Genomic DNA, 16,217 nt, shown 5'->3' with positions numbered 1-16,217 from the left:
TCGAGGGTCAGGGCCAGCGGCGGAAGATCAGCGATGTGTTGACCCCGCCAAAGGCAAAATTGTTGTTCATCACAAACCCGTGGTTCATATGGCGAAACTCACCCCGCAGGTAATCCAGTTCGCCGCAGCGAGGGTCTACCGCGTCCAGGTTCAGCGTGTGCACATAGCGGTCGCTGTTCATCATCTCGATACTGAACCAGGACTCCAGTGCACCGCACGCCCCCAGCGTATGGCCCAGGAAGCTCTTCTGCGAACTGATGGGCATGCGTGGGCCGAACAGGCCGCTGGTGGCCAGGGTTTCGGCGATGTCGCCTTGCTCGGTGGCGGTGCCATGGCCGTTCACATAGCCAATCGCCTCCGGGGCCAGGCCTGCGTCTTCGAGCGCCAGCTCCATGGCCCTGCGCATGGTCGACTGTTCAGGCCGGGTCGTGTGCTGACCGTCGGCATTGCTGCCGAAACCGATGATCTCGGCATGAATCTTCGCGCCCCGCGCCTGTGCATGCTCAAGCGCTTCGAGCACCAGCATGCCGGCACCTTCGCCGATCACCAGGCCATCCCTGCCGCAGTCGTAGGGGCGCGGGCTGAGGTGCGGTGTGTCGTTCTTGAGGCTGGTGGCATAGAGCGCATCGAAGACCATGGCCTCGGTCGGGCACAGCTCTTCGGCACCGCCGGCCAGCATCATCGGCAAGCGGCCGTACTTGATGGCTTCGTAGGCATAACCGATGCCTTGGCTGCCGCTGGTGCAGGCACTGGACGTGGGGATCAGGCGCCCGGTCAGGCCGAAGAAAATGCTGATGTTGGCGGCGGTCGTGTGCGGCATCATGCGCACATAGGAGTTGGCATTGAGCCCGTCGGCCACCGAGTTGAGCAGCATGTTGCCGAACGCCTTGATCTCGTCGGTGCTGCCGGTGGACGAGCCGCAGGCCACGCCCATGCGGCCGTCGCGAATGCTCGGGTCGCCGAGCAGGCCTGCATCGGCAAGGGCCTGTTCGGCGGCGCCAACGGCCAGGCGGGACACCCGGCCCATGCTGCGAAGCTGCTTGCGCGTCCAGTGCGCCGGGACCTTGAAATCATCGATGGGCCCTGCCAGGCGCGTGTTCATTTCCTCGAAGCGGTCCCACTCGTCCATGCGGCGGATACCACTGCGTTGGCTGGCGAAATGACCGGCAATGGTTGCCCAGTCGTTGCCCAGCGAGGTGATGCCGGCCATGCCGGTGACGACCACGCGACGCATCAGCACAGCCCCCCGTTGACCGCCAGCACCTGGCGGGTAATGTAGCTGGCCTCCGGCGACATGAGGAAGTTGACGGCGCCCGCTACCTCTTCAGCGGTGCCCATGCGCCCGGCAGGGATCATCTTCATCAGTTCGTCTACCGGCACATGTTCGTCGAGCATGGCGGTGTCGATCAGCCCGGGCGCTACGCAGTTGACGGTGATGCGCCGCTTGCCCAATTCGATTGCCAGGGCCTTGGCCGCCCCGATCAGGCCCGCCTTCGACGCGCTGTAGTTGACCTGCCCGCGGTTGCCGATGAGCCCCGAAACCGAGGTGATGCAGACGATGCGACCCGGCGCACGGCGGCGGATCATGGGCATCGTCAGCGGCTGCAGCACATTGTAGAAACCGTCCAGGTTGGTCCGCAGCACCTGGTCCCAATCCTCGTCGGTCAGCGCCGGGAAAGCGCCGTCGCGGGTCAGGCCGGCATTGCACACCACGCCGTAATAGGCGCCGTGGGCCTCCACGTCGGCTTCGAGCGCTGTGCGGCAGGCGGCACGTTCGCCGATGTCGAACTGCAATACCCGCGCCTGCTGCCCCAACGCGCGCACTTGATCGGCCACCGCGTCGGCGTCGGCCCGGCCGCTGCGGCAATGCAGCACCAGGTCGTAGCCCGAGCGGGCCAAGCGCAGGGCGATGGCGCGGCCGATTCCACGGCTCGAACCGGTCACCAGAATGGTATCAGTCATGACAGGGGCTCCTCAGGGCCCGCTTCGGCCAGGTAGCTGGCCGCTTGCGGCGGGCGGTACACATTCAGGCGGGCGGTGGCGTGGATGCCGGGGCCGCGCAGGTGACATTCGAAAACGCCCATGCCGTTCTCGTCTTCGAGCGAACGCTGGGCGTGCACATGCAATTGGGCGCCGGCCGGAAAAGACTCGACATCGCACGAGTACTTGCGGGCACCGAGCAGGAAACCCAGCTCGACGGCTTGCCCATTGCGCCGTGCCCGACAGCCGGCATAGGCGGCCACGCTCTGGGCCATCAATTCGATGCCGAACCAGGCCGGCAGGCTGCCATCGGCGCGATTGAACAGTGCGCCGGGCCGTACGGTGGTGCGGGTGCTGATCTGCTCCTCGTCACAATGCTCGATGTGATCGATCAGGATCATGTCGCCAGCATGGGGCAGCAGCTCGGCCAGGGGCCAGGTGATCATGCGGTGTCTCCAAGAATCAGGCTGACGTTGTTGCCGCCGAAGGCGAACGAGTTGCTCATCAGTCGGCGTGGGCCATGGGTTGCCAGGCGCTGGCTGCCGTCGACCAGGGTCAGTTCAGGCAGGGCAGGGTCGGGCTGACCGTCCCACACGTGCGGCGGCAGCAAACCCAACGGGTTGTGCCTGCTCAGGCTCAGCCAGCAGAACGCTGCCTCGAGCGCACCGGCAGCGCCCAGGGTGTGGCCCGTCATCGGCTTGCTGGATGAGCAGGGCAGACCGGCGCCGAACAGGGTATCGACGGCCAGGCTTTCCATGGCGTCATTATGGGGCGTGGCGGTGCCGTGCAGGTTCAGGTAATGGATGTGCGCGGGCTCAAGCCCCGCATTGTCCAGCGCTTTGCCCATGCACTGCAAGGCACCGGCGCCAGTTGGGTCGGGCGCGGAGATGTGGTGCGCGTCGGAACTGGCGCCCGCGCCGAGCAAGGCGATGCGCTCGCCTTGCGCTTCGGGTGTGCGGGTCATCAAGAACAAGGCGGCGGCCTCGCCGATATTGATGCCGTCGCGGTTGGCCGAGAGCGGATTGCAGCGGTGCTCGCTGATCGCTTCCAGGGCGCTGAACCCATTGAGCGTGAGGTGACAGAGGCTATCCACGCCGCCGCACAGCACTGCATCGCACACGCCCAGGTCCAGCAGGCGCCGAGCGCTCAGCAGTGCTCGGCCGCTGGAGGTACACGCGGTTGAAATCACATAGGCCGGGCCGCCGAGTTGCAGCCAGTCGGCGAGAAAGTCGGCCGGCGCGCTCAACACTTGCTGGTCATAGTGATAATCGGCCGGGAAGTGGCCGCCCGCCAGGAAGTGGCCAATGGCGGCACTGCCTTCGGCGATGCCCGAAGTGCTGGTGCCCAGGACCACCCCAACACGGTGGGCGCCGTATTGTGCGATCGCCTGGCGCAGGGCGGGCTCTATCTGCAACGCGGCGGCGTACAGCAGCTGGTTGTTGCGACTGTGCTGCTCCGGCAAGGGGACGGCTGGCAGTGGCTGCATCACGGCTCCCACCGGAGGCTGGCGCTCGGGGATCCAGCCTGCGGCCGGCCGCATTCCCGAGCAGTCGCCGGCGAACAGGCGTGCGGCGACCTCGGCCTGGCCATGGCCAAGGGCGCAGATCAGGCCCAGGGCATTGAGGTAGGCGGTCATGGTGTGTGCTCACGGGGCAGGGGGGCGACTACATAGCGCAGGCCTTGGTCCAAGTGCAAGTCGAAGGCGTGGGCCGTGCGGTAGGTCACTCGCCAGCGCTTGCCCAGCCAACGCTGCCCCTGCTCCTGCCGGGCCTGGGGATACGACCGGGCCAACTGGTCCTGTGGCGTGAGGGCGAACAGCACGGCGGCGAACAACTCGCGGGCCGCCGGGTCGGGTGGCAGCAAGCCGTCGGCCTGCCACTGCTGGCCGTCCAGCACTTGTCGCGCCTGGGGAATACCCAGCAGGTCGAGCAGCGACCAGCGCAGGCGGCCACCCTCGTCCTGGATCACCAGCAGCCAGTCCTGGCGCTGACCGGCCTGGGTACGCTCCACATGCAGTTGCTGCGGCAGGGCAAGCGCCGGGGGGGATGCGGGCAGCGGGGCCCTGGCGGCGCAGGCACCGAGCATCAGGCAAAGGACTAGCGCCATCCAGGTTTTCATGCGTGCTCCAAGGGCTTGCGAGCCACGACATTGACCAGCGTTTCATCGCGTTCGCCAACGGGAGGTGGCTTGCGCAGGCCCAGACGCTCCAGCAGGCCGAAGTCCTTGGCCCGGCTCCACCACAGGTAGGGATAGGACACGTTGTCGGGCCCGAACGCGAACCCCTGCATGCGCAGCATGTGCAGATAACCTTCGGCGCTTTTCTGCACGTGCATGGGGTGACGGAAGAACCAGCGAATCACCCAGGTATCGATATAGGCTTGGGTGGATTCTGCGAACAGCAGGTAGCCGCCCGGTCTGAGTACGCGGTAGAACTCGGCCAGGGCCTTTTCCTGTTCGACCAGGTGATGAAAGGTCTGATGGCAGAACAGCACATCGATGCTGGCATCGGGGTAGGGCAGGCTGGCGCAGTCACCGCCAGACAATTCCACCTCGATGCCCAGCCGCTTGGCCTCGGCTGCGCTGAGGTCGAGGCTGTGCGGATCGGCGTCGGTGCCCAGCAGCCTGGAGGGGGCGAATACCCGTTGCAGGTGTTTGAACGACTTGCCCTGCCCGCAGCCGGCATCGAGCAGAACCGGCGCCTGGGGAAGGGCGCCTGCGAAGAGTCGGGCGAGGTCATCGATCGCCACCCGCAGCACGTGATGCTGCCAGGTGTGGCTGCTCAGGAAGCGAAACCCGATGCGGGTTTCTTCCACGTAAGTCTCGCTCAGGAACGGGCGCTGGGTCATGGGGTGTCCCTTGCGCACAGTTCAGCCAGGGTACGCAGCCGGCGCCGAGGCTCGGCGACGAACGGGTTACGTGTATCCCAGGCATACCCGGCCAGTATGGAGCTGATCATGGCGCGAATCTCCGGTGAGCTGCCGGGGTGATAGATCACATCCTGGAAGCTGCCGTCGTACCAGCCCTCCACGTAGACACGGAAGGTGTCGACGCCACGCTGCAGCGGCTCGGCAAATGCGCTCTGCCAGTCCACTGCCTCCCCTTGCAGTTGGCGATGCAGCAGGCCTGCAGCCATGCTGGCAGAGCGCATGGCGATGGTGACCCCGGAGGAGAACACCGGGTCGAGGAACTCTGCGGCATTGCCCAGCAGCGCATAACCCGGCCCATGCAGGGCTTTCACGTTGGCCGAGTAGCCGCCGATGGTGCGAGCCGGGGTGTCCCAGACTGCATTGGCCAGCACCTTGGCCAGGGCGGGCGCTTGCGCCACGAAGTGCTTCAGGCACGCATCGAGGTCGTCAGGGGCAGTGGCAAAGCGCTCAGCGGCAGCCACTACCCCCAACGAGGTGCGGCCATCACTGAAGGGGATGGTCCAGAACCAGATGTCACGGTGCTCGGGGTGGGTGGTGATGAGGATCTTGTCGCGGTCGAAGCCGGGGTGGTCGATGCGGTCTTCGATGTGCGTGAAGACCGCCTTGCGCACTGGGAAGGCGGACGGGGCTTCAAGGTCCAGCAGACGCGGCAGCACGCGGCCATAGCCACTGGCATCCAGGACGAACTGTGCCTGGAACACGTACTCGCTGCCATCAGGCCGGCGCACACGCACCTGTGGCTGTAGCCCGCCCATGTCGGCGCTGACCACCTCATGCTCGTAGCGGATCTCCACGCCCTGCGCTTGGGCCTGGTCGGCCAGTATCTGGTCGAAGCGAGCACGCTGCACCTGGAAGGTGCTGGTCTTGCCTGGCGTGAAGGTCTGCCCGAAGTCGAAGGCGGTGTATTCGTCGCCCCATGCGAAGGCAGCACCATTCTTGTATTGGAAACCTGCCGCCTGCACGGCATCCAGCATGCCCGCCTCTTCGACGAAGTCCAGGCAGTGCGCCAGCAGGCTTTCGCCGATGGAAAAGCGCGGGAAGCGCTAACGCTCGATCACCAGCACGTCGTGCCCGCTGCGCTTGAGCAAGGCCGCCGCGATGGCACCGGAAGGCCCGGCGCCGATGACCAGGACCTGGCGTTGTTGGGTTTCAAGGGTTGGCATGCGGGCTCCTTGCCATGGGTTCTGTGTTGAGCGGAAGGCGATGAAGGCCGGCCAGCGCCGGCATCAGAGTGGCGACCAGGCTCATCAGCATGAGCGCGAAGTACACCGCTGGGGTAATCAACTGCTGGGACAGCAGCAGGTTGAGAAAAACGATTTCACTGAGGCCGCGAATGTTCAGCAGCAGGCTTTCGCGCCATTTGCCGGCAGCGCCGGGCGACGCAGCAGCCCAGCACAGGCCCAGCCAGTTGCCCAGCAACTTGCTGGCGATCGGAAGCACCAGCAAGGCGACCAGCTGCCACGCGTCCAACTGCCCCAGGGCCTGGTGGGCATCGATCTGCACCACGCCGTAGGTCAGGATCATGGGGACCGCCAGGCCCTGTTGCACGCGGCGGTTGTACCCCTCTGGCAGTGGCAATGCCGCCGCGACCTTGAGCCAGGCCAGGCACGCCAGGTAGCCAACCCCCAGGATCAGTGCGTTGAGCTTGTAGTGTTCGGCAATGAACAGCAGCACCAGGAACAACGCGCCATACAGCGAAGGCGCGCGCAGACCCAGCGCGTGCAACGGCCATGGCAGCAGCGCCGCCAACAGCGGCACGGCCAGTGTGCCGGGATCGAGGCTGCCTTGGCCCACACCTAGCAATAGCCAGCACGCCAGGTCGATCAAGATGGCAGCCTGCAACAACCGCCGGCTGGCCGCCGGGGGATAGTCGATTGCCTGGAGATAGAGGTAGAGCACCGGTATGGCGGTGATTGCGAACACCAGGCCCAGTGCCAGTGCACCGACCCCGCTCAGGCCTATCACCCAGATCGCGCAGGTGATACCGCAGAGGAACGGCAGCAGGAAGCTGGGCACGGCAAGTTTCAGCGCCTGTCGGTCCGGGCGCAGCGCCAGCACGTCGATCAGGATATGACCGAGCAACAAGGCGAAACTGCCGCCGTAGAGGGCTTTTACCCATGCTGGTGCGATTAACGCAGTGCCCTCCAATTGCCAGTGCGGCGTTACCCACAGACCCATCAAGGCAGGGAGTACCAGTGTTGCCAGCAACAGATGGCTGACGATCGGGATCAGCCCGAGGCGCTTGCCCAGCCTGCTGGCCAGGGTGAAGAGCGCCAGCGCCAGCGCCCAGAAGACGGCGATCATCATGAGCGGTCGTGCGCTCCCTCGCGAGGCGCTGCCCAAGGCGCCAGCAGGAAGCTGAACACCAGGCCCAGGCTTACCGCCATGCCGAAGTTGCTGACTGCCGGCGTACTGGACAGGGCCAGCAGGCCGAACGACAGCCATGTGGTCAACGCAGCCAGCAAGGTTCCGAGCAGGCTCACCGCGGCGCCGCCGATGCGCTCATGCATGAGGATGGCGTAGTCGACGCTGATGGCCGTCACCAGCAGCAATCCGAACAGGCTGAACAGTGTCAACGGCTCGCCCAGCCAGCCGAGGCTCGCCAGGCTGCACAGAGCAGCCAACAGCGGCAGGGCAACGATGCGCAAAGAACCCCGCAACCCGAAAGGCACTGCCAGCAGCATCAGAATCAACGCACACGAAAGCAGTTTGAGTTCCGCTGCGCTGACCTGGGTGGCGGCGAACAACTGGTTCAGCTCGCCAAGACGATCAACCAGCTGTACACCGGGCAGGCCCTGCGCCTGCAACTGCAACAGGGCGGCGTCAGACAAACCTTGCAGGCTGACGATGGCAGCCACGCCGTCACCTGTGCTGCCCAGCCACAAGGGCCGCCATGCCTCGCCCAACGGGCCTGCCAGCACGTCGTCGATACGCTGCAGTGGCAGTGCGCGCAGTTGCGCGACTTCAGCGGCCAAGGCCGCCTGGGGAACGCCGAGCGCCACCAGCGGCTGCCAATGCGCCGTTAGCGTGGCCAGGGCCTCGCGCACCTGTGCTTGCTCGGCAGGGGTTGCGACCAGCTGTCCGAGGCTCAGGTAGCCCTTGAGTTTGCCCAGCGCGACCAACTCATCGAGCTTGGCCCCAAGCTGTTGGGTGCGTTCGAGCAATTGCTGCTGGTCGGCAGCCCGCACCAGGTAGAACTGGCTGGTGGGCTGGTAACCGGTGATGCGTGCCACTGCCTGGGCTTGCTGCAACAGTTGCGGCGGCGTGCCCACCCATTGGCGGATGTCGTTGTGGGTCTGCAGGTGCCAGAGGCCGCTGGCGCAGAACAACAGCAGCAGGGCCAACAGCGCTGCGCTCGGCACTTTGCGCAGCAATGCCTCACGCCAGCGGGTGAGCGCCTGCGCGATACGCATTGGCCAATCGGCAGGTTGCAGCTGCGCCTTGCTCAGCAGGGCCGGGACCAGGCACACCGCACTGAGGTAGGCGCCCAACAGGCCAGCGGCGGAGAAAACGGCAATCTGGGTCAGCGCCGGGAACGGGGTGAAGGCCAATGCCAGGTAGCCGATGCAACTGGTGGCCAGGCTCAGGCTCATGCCTGGCAGGGTCAGGCGCACGGCCGTCCAGCTTTGCCAGGGCTTGAGGCTCCAGCTCTTGGTCAGGTAGTGCAGGGGGTAGTCGATCGCGACGCCGATCAGGCTGGAGCCCAGCACCAGGGTCATGACGTGCATCTGGCCGAACACCGCCACGCACACCACTGAACCGAACAGCATGCCGACCAGCACGGGTAGGAACGCCAGCAGCGCACGCACGCTGCGCAGGGCCAGCAATAGCAACAGCAAGATGCCCAGCGTTGCCCCGCCGCCTACCCAGGTGATCTCCCGGCTGGCTTGCTGCTGGCCGGCGGCCGCGTGCAGCAGGCCGCTGGCGGCCAGCAACTGCGCATCGACAGCGCTTGCCTGCACACGCGCCTGGGCCAGCAAGTCCGCGACCTGCAGGGGCAGGTGCATGTCGAAGGCATTGCCCAGGGTGCGCGCGCGCACCAGCACCCAGTAATCCCCTTCGGCCTGGGCAATCAAGGCACCGCTGGCGGTGTCCAGTTCCACGTTCGCGGGCTTGGGCTGGGCATTCTGGATACGCCCGGTCAGGCCTAGCCAGTCATCCTGGCCTGGCACGAGGCTGAACCCTGCGAAGGGATCGACCAGGCTCTGGACGCGCTGCGCCACGAAGGCGTCCGGCTCCTGCTGCAATTGTTGCCGGTCAGATGACGGCAGCATGGCCAGGCGACCTTCGAGCAACTGATCACGCACTGCCTGCAGGTCGGTGTCCAGGCTCCACTGCACCTTTTCGAACAGGCCAGTGGCCTGCCACTGTTCCGCCAACCGTTGTGCCAGCGCCACTGCCTGTTGACGCTGAGCGTGGCCGACCAGAAGCAGCAACTCGCGGTTCAGCGGTTCCTGCATCCGCTGCTCGGCCTGTTGCACCAGCGGATCCTGGGTCGCTCCGGGTACCAGCGCCATCAAGTCGGCGGACAAGGGCGCGCCGCGGTGCCACTGCCAGCCGGCCACGGCCAGCATGATCAGCAGCAGGCAGACGAACAGGCGCGGCAACTGGCGTTCAGTCGGCAAAGTCACTGCGCTCCATGTCGCTCAGCTCGGCAGCGCCGGTGCTTTCAGGCAGGCGCAACACGGTGCTGTCGCCTTGGGTCTCGCTCAGCTCGATGCGCTGCACAAAACGCCCGCCGCTGATATCGATGCGGCTGAAGATTTGCTTGAGCAGCAACGAGCGTGGGGTCAGACGCAGTTGCCACTGGGTTGAATCGCCGCTCAAGGCCAGTTCGAAATCACGCTGCAGCCCAGTGCTGTCACCTTGCAGCACGGCAAAGAACAGCTGGTTTTGCTGCGCACCGGCGCTGCGGCTCGGCAGCACTTGCCAGCCGCTCGGGTCGCGCCGGGCAATGCCATGGGCGTCGATCCGGTAGTCCTGACGCAGTGGCGTATGCAGCATCCAGAGCAGGCCATGATCACGGGCAAGCACGAACTCACCTTCGCTCAGCAAGGGCTGGGGCAGGGCACGCAGGTGTTTTTCCTGAATGAAGGGGCCCTTGACCACCGCAGGTGCGCTGAGCTGGTGTTGCAGGGCGTCCAGGTCAAAGGCTGCGCTCAAGGGGCTGACGATCAGCACCGCCAACGTTGCCAGCACGCAGGCCAGCCGTCTTAGCGCAGCACTCATGACAACACCTGCTGCACGGCGTCGAGCATGACCTGCGGCGAGGCCAGCTGCATTTCGCCGCTGTCGATGTGCACGGCCACCTGAACCGTACTGGCACGGGTCATGCGCTCACCGGTCACGGTGTCGCTGATCAGGTAATGCAGCTTCAGGCGGTTTTCCCATTCCACCAGGCTGGCCCGCACCACCAGGCGCTGACCGAACGTGGCGCCGCGCATGTAGCGCAGCTGCAGGTCGATCACCGGCCATGCATAGCCGCTGGCCTGCATCTGCACATAGTTGTGCGCCAGGCGGTCGAGCAGGGCGCACCGCGCCACTTCCAGGTACTTCACATAATGGCCATGCCAGACCACATGCATGCTGTCGACATCGAAAAACGGCACGATGACTTCGGTGTCGACGTGGAAAACGCCAGGGTTACGCATGCAGCCTCCAGTGACGTTGGCCGATGCGCACCAGGCAGTGGCGCAGCTCGCCTTCCAGCGCCCGGTCTTCGATGACCGGCGCGAACTCCTGCAACAACGCCTCGTGCATCTGCGCCAGCGCAGGGGGCAGCGCGTGTGCCTGGGGCTGCTGGCTGCGCAGCCAGACGCCCTGGTTGGCGGCCAGCAACGCAGCGGCGGCGACTTGCTCGGTCAGCTCCAGGACCCGCAGGGCATCGCGGGCGGCAATGGTGCCCATGCTCACCTTGTCCTGGTTGTGGCATTCGGTGGAGCGCGAAAACACGCTGGCGGGCATGGTCTGCTTGAGCGCTTCGGCAGTCCAGGCGCTGGCCCCGATCTGCACAGCCTTGAAACCGTGGTTGATCATGGCGCGCTCGGCCGGTGCGCCCGACAGATTGCTCGGCAGGCCGTGGTTGTAACGCACATCCACCGCCAGCGCGAGTTGTCGGTCGAGCAGGTCGGCCACGTTGGCGACGAGGGTTTTCAGGCTGTCCATGGCAAAGGCGATGTGCCCGCCATAGAAATGCCCACCGTGCAGCACGCGCTCGGCATCACCGTCGATGATCGGGTTGTCGTTGGCACTGTTGAGCTCGGTCTCGATGAAACCACGCAACCAGCCCAGGCTGTCGGCCAGTACCCCCAGGACGTGCGGCGCGCAGCGCAGCGAATAGCGGTCCTGCAGGCGGTGCAAGGGCGGCAGGGGTGCGTCGATCGCCAGGTCCTGGCGCAGCCAGGCGGCGACCTGCGCCTGGCCAGGGTGTGGCTTGGCGGCGAACAGGCGTTCGTCGAAATGCTCGGGGTTGCCTTGCAGGGCAACCACGTTCAGTGCGGTGATGCGGGTTGCCAAGTGCAGAAGATAATCGGCGCGGGCAAACGCCAGGCACGCAAGGCCGGTCATCACTGCCGTGCCGTTCATCAGGGCCAGGGCTTCCTTGGGCCTGAGCACCAGGGGCTGCCAGCCCAGTTCGCGGTGCACGTCGGCGCTGAGGCGGCGCTGGCCCTGGAACATCACCTCGCGCTCGCCCGAGAGCGTCGCGGCCACGTAGGACAGCGGGGTGAGGTCGCCACTGGCGCCTACCGAACCCTCTTCGGGGATCAGCGGCAGGACGTCGTGGGCAATGAAGTCGCGCAGGCGCTCGAGCAGTTCCAGGCGAACACCGGATACCCCGTGGCTGAGCGACCGCAGGCGTGCAGCCAGCACTGCGCGTGTGGCCGAGGCGTCCAGCAGCTTGCCGAGGCCGCAACCGTGGAAGGTGTAGAGGTGGCGTGGCAGCGCCTCGACGTGTTCCAGCGGCACGGCCACGACACAGGAGTCGCCGTAGCCGGTGGTCACGCCGTAGATCACCCCTTCCTTGTCGAGCAGGGTGTCGAGAAAGCGCGCCCCGCGGGCAATGCGCTCGCGGTAGGCGGCATCGCCCTGCAGGTGTGCCGTGGCACGGCCTTCGGCCAGCGCCACGACGTCTTCGATAGCCAGCGGCGATTCGCCGAACGTGACAGGTTCATGCGCTTGCATCGTCATCGGTCTTCCAGAAAGGGTAGAAATTGAACCACTGCAGGGGCGCGCGCGTGCAGTAGTGGCCCAGGCGATCGGCGTAGCGGGCGGCCCACTGGGCGATGACTTCATCGCGCTGGCCGCGTCGCCATTGCAGGCGTTCGGCAAAGGGCTCGAGGGTGACGTGGTAGCGGCCGTCGTGCTTGAGGCAGAACAGCAGGTTGAGCGGGCATTCGAGCATGCCCGCCAGCAACCAGGGGCCCTGCGGGAAGGCGGCGCGGTGGCCCAGGAAGTCCACCTCGACGGTACGCCCGCCATGCAGCGGCACGCGATCACCCGCGATGGCCAGCCATTCACCGCGCTCCAGGCGCTCGGACAGTTGCAGCATCACCGCAGGGTCCAGCTCGCTGACCTGGATGAGCCGCAGGTTGGTGGCGCCCGCCTCGCCCAGCAAGCGGTTGAAGCGCTCGGCATGGCGGGTGTGCACCAGCACGTTCATGGTCACCTGCTCGCCGATTTCGGCCAGGGCCCGGCAGACTTCCAGGTTGCCCAGGTGGGCGCCCACCAGCATCTGCCCGCGTGCGCCGCGCAGTTGCTGACGCAGGCCGGCAGGGTCGTGGATTTCGATATCCTCGATGCGCAGCTTGCCGTTCCACACGTCAAGCTTGTCCAGCAGGGCCTCGGCAAAGGCCATGAACTGACGAAAGACCTGCCATGAGCCAGGGGCAGGCGTCTGCCCGGCGTTCCACCGGCGCAAGCGTTGCTGGTACTGCCACGCGCTGCGGCGGGCACGGCGGCCGAACAGGAAGAAGTAGGCGACGATCAAGTGGATCAATGGGCTGAGCACGCGGCGGCCTAGCAACCGTACCAGGGCGGCGGTCAGCTTCATCAGCCAGAAGCTGCCCCGCTCCTGGTGGTCGGCCCAGTGCTGCGACGGTTCGCTCATGACCGCCACCGACGCCAGAGGATCGCCGGTGCGCGCACCAGCATGCCGAAGAACAGCTTGGCGTGCATCTTGGAAATCAGTGCGTTGTCGTGGACCAGGCGAAAATGCGACAGGCCATCCTGTGGATAATGTACCCGCGTCGGCAGCCAGCGCATTGGTTGGTTGCGCCAGGCCAGGCGCACGAGAATTTCCGGGTCGAAGTCCATGCGCTTGCCAAGTCGCACGGTGTCGATCAAGGCCAGCGTGGCTGGCAGCGGATAGACCCGAAACCCGCACATGGAGTCGGGAATCTGCAGCGACAGGCTGTTGATCCACACCCAGACGTGGGTTAGGTAGCGCGCGTACAGCCGCCCTTTGGGCACACTGGCGTCGTACTGTGGATAACCGCACACCAGTGCCTGGGGGGCGTGACGGGAGTGTTCCAGAAACGTCTGCACATCGCCCAGGTCGTGCTGGCCGTCGGCATCGACCTGCAACGCATGACTGAAGCCCAGTCTCGCTGCCTCGCGCAGGCCGGCCATGACTGCACCGCCCTTGCCCTGGTTGACGGGGAGGGTGACCAGAAACACGTTCGTCTGTTGGGCCAGCCGGGCGAGCACCTGCGCGCAGCCTGCGTCGCTGGCATCGTCGACCAGCACGCAGGGCAGGCCCGCGCGCAGCAAGTCGTCCACGACCGCCGGAACGGCCTGTTCATGGTTGTAAACCGGGATCACCGCGCAGGGCTTATGCACAGGCGTTCTCCAACAGAACCCGGCCGCTCGAGCACGGTTGACCGGCACAGGCGAAGGCGAAGTAAAGCTTACCGCGGGCCTTGTCCAGGCGAAGGCTCAGCGCCAGCTCATCGCCGGGCCGCACCAACTGCTGGAACTTGAGCACCTCCATGCCTGCAAAGCGCAGCGGCGACTCGGTCAGCTCAGCGGCCAGCGCGACGGCCCAGTCGATCTGGACCACACCGGGCAACACGGGCGTGCGGGGAAAATGCCCCGGGAAACAGGCAAGGTCCAGGGGCACGCCGAGCTTGAGCTGGAGTTCGTCACCTTCGCGATGCTGCTCCAGCACATGCGGTGCCATGCTGCGAGGCGCCAGCAGCAATGCCTGCAGCGCAACCTGGGTCAGCTTGCCCTGGCTGTTGAGCGGCAAGTGCTGCACCAAGCGCCAGCGGCGGGGCAGTGCCAGCGCCTCGCAGTGGCCTGCCAGGTGGCTGCGCAGGGCCTCGACCAAGGCCCGCCGCCCCTGGTTGCGCAGGGCGTGCAAGCCTGCGGGGGTCGGCACCAGCAGGGCGCCGAGGCTGGCCCGGCCGTTTTCGATCATGCCAAGGCGTGCTTCAGACACCCATGGATGCGTGCACAAGGCCTGTTCGAGCATGGGCAGCGAAATGCGCTTTTCTTCGAGTTTGACGATCCGATCCAGTCGCCCCAGCAAGCGAAAGCGCCCATCTGATGAGAATTCGACAGCGTCGGCGCTGTGCTCCACATGCCCCGCAGGGAGGTAGGGCGAGGCGATGCACAGCGCGCCCTGTTCATTCTGGCTGACCTGTACACCGGCAAACGGCTGCCACAAGGGCTGCCCCTGGCGCCAGGCGATCCCGCCGGTCTCCGAGCTGCCGAGGATCTCTGCCGGCCATTGGCCGAGACGCTGGTGCAGGCGCTCGGCCGCATCGGCGGGCAACTCACCGCCCGACGAGAACACCTTGCGCACCGGTTGCAGGGCTGGCCAGTCGAGGTTTTCCCCCATGCGCTTGAGCAGCGCCGGGCTGGCGACCCAGGCAAAGGCCGGGTGGGCGCGGCTGGCCCGTTGCAGGTCTTCGGGGAACGGCAATTGACGGCGCTCGAAACCACGCCCGGCGCACAAGGGCCACAGCACGCGGAACAAAAGCCCGTAGATGTGCTGGGTGGCGACGCTGCCGATGATCCAGGCAGGGCCCAGAGCCTCGCCCCACAAGTGCTCCAGCGCGTTCACCTCACTGGCCAGTTGCGTGAGCTGCTTGTCGATGCGCTTGGGCTCGCCGCTGGACCCGGAGGTACACAGGCTGATGCGGCACCGGGCCAAGTCCAGAACGGCAGGTGGCAAGGGCGCGTCGAACAGGTCGTCGGGCAGCGTATCCTCAGCCTGATCCGTGAGCCACAGGTCTACGTGGGCATTCCAGCGCTCGCGTGTGGCCGGTTGCAGGTCGGCCGGCAGCAAGACCTCAACCTCGGCCCGCCATGCACCGAGCAGGGCAGCGGCCAGTTGCGCGGCGTCCTCCAGGTGCACCGCCAATCGGCGAACACCCCGCGCACGCAGGCCACCGGCCAGGCGCAGTGCCTGCTGGCTCAGTTCGGCATGGTCCAGGACAGGGGCTTGGGTCACCTGGCGCGGCGCATCCAGCGGCAGCAGCAGGTGTTGGAGGTTGATCCAGTTCATGAGCGTCCTCGCACACGTTGTCTAATCAGCCATTCGAGGGCGAACAGCACGCCCATCGCGGCATAGGCGATCACGCCGTTGTAGAGCGTCCACCAGCCCAACGGCGCCCACAGCGTAAGCGCGGCCGCGATCAGGCCGTTGAGCAAAAAGAACAGGCACCAGGCCTGCGTGACCTGCCGGGTATAACGCACCGCGCGCGGTGGCAGCGCTGGGTCGCTCAAGCGTGCCAGGCGTTCGGCCACCGGCATGCCGTGCAGCAGGCTGCTACCGAACAGCCCCAGCATGAAGGTACTGATGAGCACCGGATACCAACGCAGCAGTGCCTGGCTGTCCGACAGCCCCAGCAGCCCACAGAACAGCAGGGCGGCAACTGCCATCCACAGGCTGCCGGGACGACGAGGGGCGCTGAGCGCACGTGCCAGCCAAAGGCCGCCGAGCAGCAGGCCAAATTGCCAGGGGGCGTAGTGCGCCATGCCGAAATGCACGGCGAACGGATACAGCAGCCCGGCAATCAGCAGGCCGGCGCCGATCAGTCGCTTCATGCCTCCGGGTTCACCAGGCGGAACACGGCCTCGACCACGTCGTTGACGGTACGCACCGACTTGAACTCGTCAGCGGCTATCTTCTTGCCTGTCTGGCGCTTGATGTGATCGATCAGGTCGACGGCGTCGATGCTGTCGATTTCCAGATCCTGGTAAAGGTTGGCGTCCAGGCTGATACGCTCAGGCTCGAGCTCGAACAATTCGACCAAGGCGTCGCGCAGGATGTTGAAGATGTCTTCACGGGTTTGCATGATGCGA

Annotated in this window: 16 protein-coding genes and 1 pseudogene; all 17 read right to left on the bottom strand. The window is 65.9% G+C overall.

The genetic code is table 11. From position 1 onward, the window contains the following. Nucleotides 1–7 precede the first annotated feature (7 nt). The 17 genes and pseudogenes from B2Y33_RS00550 to B2Y33_RS00470 all read right to left on the bottom strand — a co-directional run bounded on the left by B2Y33_RS00550 (nucleotide 8) and on the right by B2Y33_RS00470 (nucleotide 16,210). Nucleotides 8–1,234: a beta-ketoacyl-ACP synthase gene (locus B2Y33_RS00550; protein WP_027913520.1), complete on the bottom strand. Its 1,227-nt coding sequence runs from the start codon at nucleotides 1,232–1,234 to the stop codon at nucleotides 8–10. Further along, nucleotides 1,234–1,962: a 3-oxoacyl-ACP reductase FabG gene (gene fabG, locus B2Y33_RS00545; protein ID WP_027913521.1), complete on the bottom strand. Its 729-nt coding sequence runs from the start codon at nucleotides 1,960–1,962 to the stop codon at nucleotides 1,234–1,236. Before fabG ends, B2Y33_RS00550 begins: the two co-directional genes overlap by 1 nt. Continuing rightward, a complete protein-coding gene (locus B2Y33_RS00540) occupies nucleotides 1,959–2,426 on the bottom strand; it encodes a hotdog family protein (protein ID WP_027913522.1) in 468 nt (155 codons plus the stop codon). The genes fabG and B2Y33_RS00540 overlap by 4 nt, the downstream gene beginning before the upstream one ends. Then, entirely contained in the window at nucleotides 2,423–3,616 is a 1,194-nt protein-coding gene (locus B2Y33_RS00535) for a beta-ketoacyl-[acyl-carrier-protein] synthase family protein (protein ID WP_027913523.1), read from the bottom strand. Before B2Y33_RS00535 ends, B2Y33_RS00540 begins: the two co-directional genes overlap by 4 nt. Continuing rightward, nucleotides 3,613–4,098 (bottom strand): hypothetical protein, encoded by a 486-nt coding sequence (locus B2Y33_RS00530; protein ID WP_028686678.1) that lies wholly within the window; start codon nucleotides 4,096–4,098, stop codon nucleotides 3,613–3,615. Before B2Y33_RS00530 ends, B2Y33_RS00535 begins: the two co-directional genes overlap by 4 nt. After that, nucleotides 4,095–4,826, bottom strand: coding sequence for a class I SAM-dependent methyltransferase (locus B2Y33_RS00525; RefSeq protein WP_027913525.1), 732 nt, complete (start codon nucleotides 4,824–4,826; stop codon nucleotides 4,095–4,097). Before B2Y33_RS00525 ends, B2Y33_RS00530 begins: the two co-directional genes overlap by 4 nt. After that, nucleotides 4,823–6,070, bottom strand: a pseudogene (locus B2Y33_RS00520) (NAD(P)/FAD-dependent oxidoreductase). The gene B2Y33_RS00525 and the pseudogene B2Y33_RS00520 overlap by 4 nt, the downstream one beginning before the upstream one ends. Next, nucleotides 6,057–7,214 carry a sodium:proton antiporter gene (locus tag B2Y33_RS00515; protein WP_110606390.1) on the bottom strand — a complete coding sequence of 386 codons (1,158 nt, stop codon included), beginning with the start codon at nucleotides 7,212–7,214 and terminating at the stop codon, nucleotides 6,057–6,059. The pseudogene B2Y33_RS00520 and the gene B2Y33_RS00515 overlap by 14 nt, the downstream one beginning before the upstream one ends. Next, nucleotides 7,211–9,532 (bottom strand): MMPL family transporter, encoded by a 2,322-nt coding sequence (locus tag B2Y33_RS00510; RefSeq protein WP_206405173.1) that lies wholly within the window; start codon nucleotides 9,530–9,532, stop codon nucleotides 7,211–7,213. The genes B2Y33_RS00515 and B2Y33_RS00510 overlap by 4 nt, the downstream gene beginning before the upstream one ends. Next, entirely contained in the window at nucleotides 9,522–10,136 is a 615-nt protein-coding gene (locus B2Y33_RS00505) for an outer membrane lipoprotein carrier protein LolA (protein WP_033694883.1), read from the bottom strand. The genes B2Y33_RS00510 and B2Y33_RS00505 overlap by 11 nt, the downstream gene beginning before the upstream one ends. After that, nucleotides 10,133–10,558, bottom strand: a complete 426-nt coding sequence (locus B2Y33_RS00500) for an acyl-CoA thioesterase (RefSeq protein ID WP_206405123.1) — start codon at nucleotides 10,556–10,558, stop codon at nucleotides 10,133–10,135. Before B2Y33_RS00500 ends, B2Y33_RS00505 begins: the two co-directional genes overlap by 4 nt. Beyond that, a complete protein-coding gene (locus B2Y33_RS00495; protein WP_371259655.1) occupies nucleotides 10,551–12,095 on the bottom strand; it encodes an HAL/PAL/TAL family ammonia-lyase in 1,545 nt (514 codons plus the stop codon). The genes B2Y33_RS00500 and B2Y33_RS00495 overlap by 8 nt, the downstream gene beginning before the upstream one ends. Next, the gene (locus tag B2Y33_RS00490) at nucleotides 12,076–13,014 is read right to left on the bottom strand and encodes a glycosyl transferase (protein WP_206405124.1); all 939 of its coding nucleotides are present in this window, start codon (nucleotides 13,012–13,014) and stop codon (nucleotides 12,076–12,078) included. The genes B2Y33_RS00495 and B2Y33_RS00490 overlap by 20 nt, the downstream gene beginning before the upstream one ends. Continuing rightward, nucleotides 13,011–13,745, bottom strand: coding sequence for a glycosyltransferase family 2 protein (locus B2Y33_RS00485; RefSeq protein WP_059183560.1), 735 nt, complete (start codon nucleotides 13,743–13,745; stop codon nucleotides 13,011–13,013). The genes B2Y33_RS00490 and B2Y33_RS00485 overlap by 4 nt, the downstream gene beginning before the upstream one ends. Continuing rightward, a complete protein-coding gene (locus B2Y33_RS00480; protein WP_049695326.1) occupies nucleotides 13,738–15,417 on the bottom strand; it encodes an AMP-binding protein in 1,680 nt (559 codons plus the stop codon). Before B2Y33_RS00480 ends, B2Y33_RS00485 begins: the two co-directional genes overlap by 8 nt. Beyond that, the gene (locus B2Y33_RS00475) at nucleotides 15,414–15,959 is read right to left on the bottom strand and encodes a membrane protein (protein ID WP_027913535.1); all 546 of its coding nucleotides are present in this window, start codon (nucleotides 15,957–15,959) and stop codon (nucleotides 15,414–15,416) included. The genes B2Y33_RS00480 and B2Y33_RS00475 overlap by 4 nt, the downstream gene beginning before the upstream one ends. After that, nucleotides 15,956–16,210 carry an acyl carrier protein gene (locus B2Y33_RS00470; protein WP_027913536.1) on the bottom strand — a complete coding sequence of 85 codons (255 nt, stop codon included), beginning with the start codon at nucleotides 16,208–16,210 and terminating at the stop codon, nucleotides 15,956–15,958. Before B2Y33_RS00470 ends, B2Y33_RS00475 begins: the two co-directional genes overlap by 4 nt. Nucleotides 16,211–16,217 lie beyond the last annotated feature (7 nt).

This window comes from Pseudomonas sp. UBA5666, assembly GCF_002420785.1.
Lineage (GTDB): Bacteria > Pseudomonadota > Gammaproteobacteria > Pseudomonadales > Pseudomonadaceae > Aquipseudomonas > Aquipseudomonas fulva.
The sequence above is the reverse complement of the archived record's forward strand: the minus strand, read 5'-3'. Positions and strand labels throughout refer to the sequence as shown.

Excerpts from the sequence above, each read along its gene's own strand:
- B2Y33_RS00475 (WP_027913535.1), bottom strand. The coding sequence starts at position 15,959 with ATGAAGCGACTGATCGGCGCCGGCCTGCTGATTGCCGGGCTGCTGTAT.
- B2Y33_RS00530 (WP_028686678.1), bottom strand. The coding sequence starts at position 4,098 with ATGAAAACCTGGATGGCGCTAGTCCTTTGCCTGATGCTCGGTGCCTGC.
- fabG (WP_027913521.1), bottom strand. The coding sequence starts at position 1,962 with ATGACTGATACCATTCTGGTGACCGGTTCGAGCCGTGGAATCGGCCGC.
- B2Y33_RS00495 (WP_371259655.1), bottom strand. The coding sequence starts at position 12,095 with ATGACGATGCAAGCGCATGAACCTGTCACGTTCGGCGAATCGCCGCTG.
- B2Y33_RS00500 (WP_206405123.1), bottom strand. The coding sequence starts at position 10,558 with ATGCGTAACCCTGGCGTTTTCCACGTCGACACCGAAGTCATCGTGCCG.
- B2Y33_RS00470 (WP_027913536.1), bottom strand. The coding sequence starts at position 16,210 with ATGCAAACCCGTGAAGACATCTTCAACATCCTGCGCGACGCCTTGGTC.
- B2Y33_RS00490 (WP_206405124.1), bottom strand. The coding sequence starts at position 13,014 with ATGAGCGAACCGTCGCAGCACTGGGCCGACCACCAGGAGCGGGGCAGC.
- B2Y33_RS00515 (WP_110606390.1), bottom strand. The coding sequence starts at position 7,214 with ATGATGATCGCCGTCTTCTGGGCGCTGGCGCTGGCGCTCTTCACCCTG.
- B2Y33_RS00535 (WP_027913523.1), bottom strand. The coding sequence starts at position 3,616 with ATGACCGCCTACCTCAATGCCCTGGGCCTGATCTGCGCCCTTGGCCAT.
- B2Y33_RS00505 (WP_033694883.1), bottom strand. The coding sequence starts at position 10,136 with ATGAGTGCTGCGCTAAGACGGCTGGCCTGCGTGCTGGCAACGTTGGCG.
- B2Y33_RS00540 (WP_027913522.1), bottom strand. The coding sequence starts at position 2,426 with ATGATCACCTGGCCCCTGGCCGAGCTGCTGCCCCATGCTGGCGACATG.
- B2Y33_RS00480 (WP_049695326.1), bottom strand. The coding sequence starts at position 15,417 with ATGAACTGGATCAACCTCCAACACCTGCTGCTGCCGCTGGATGCGCCG.
- B2Y33_RS00550 (WP_027913520.1), bottom strand. The coding sequence starts at position 1,234 with ATGCGTCGCGTGGTCGTCACCGGCATGGCCGGCATCACCTCGCTGGGC.
- B2Y33_RS00525 (WP_027913525.1), bottom strand. The coding sequence starts at position 4,826 with ATGACCCAGCGCCCGTTCCTGAGCGAGACTTACGTGGAAGAAACCCGC.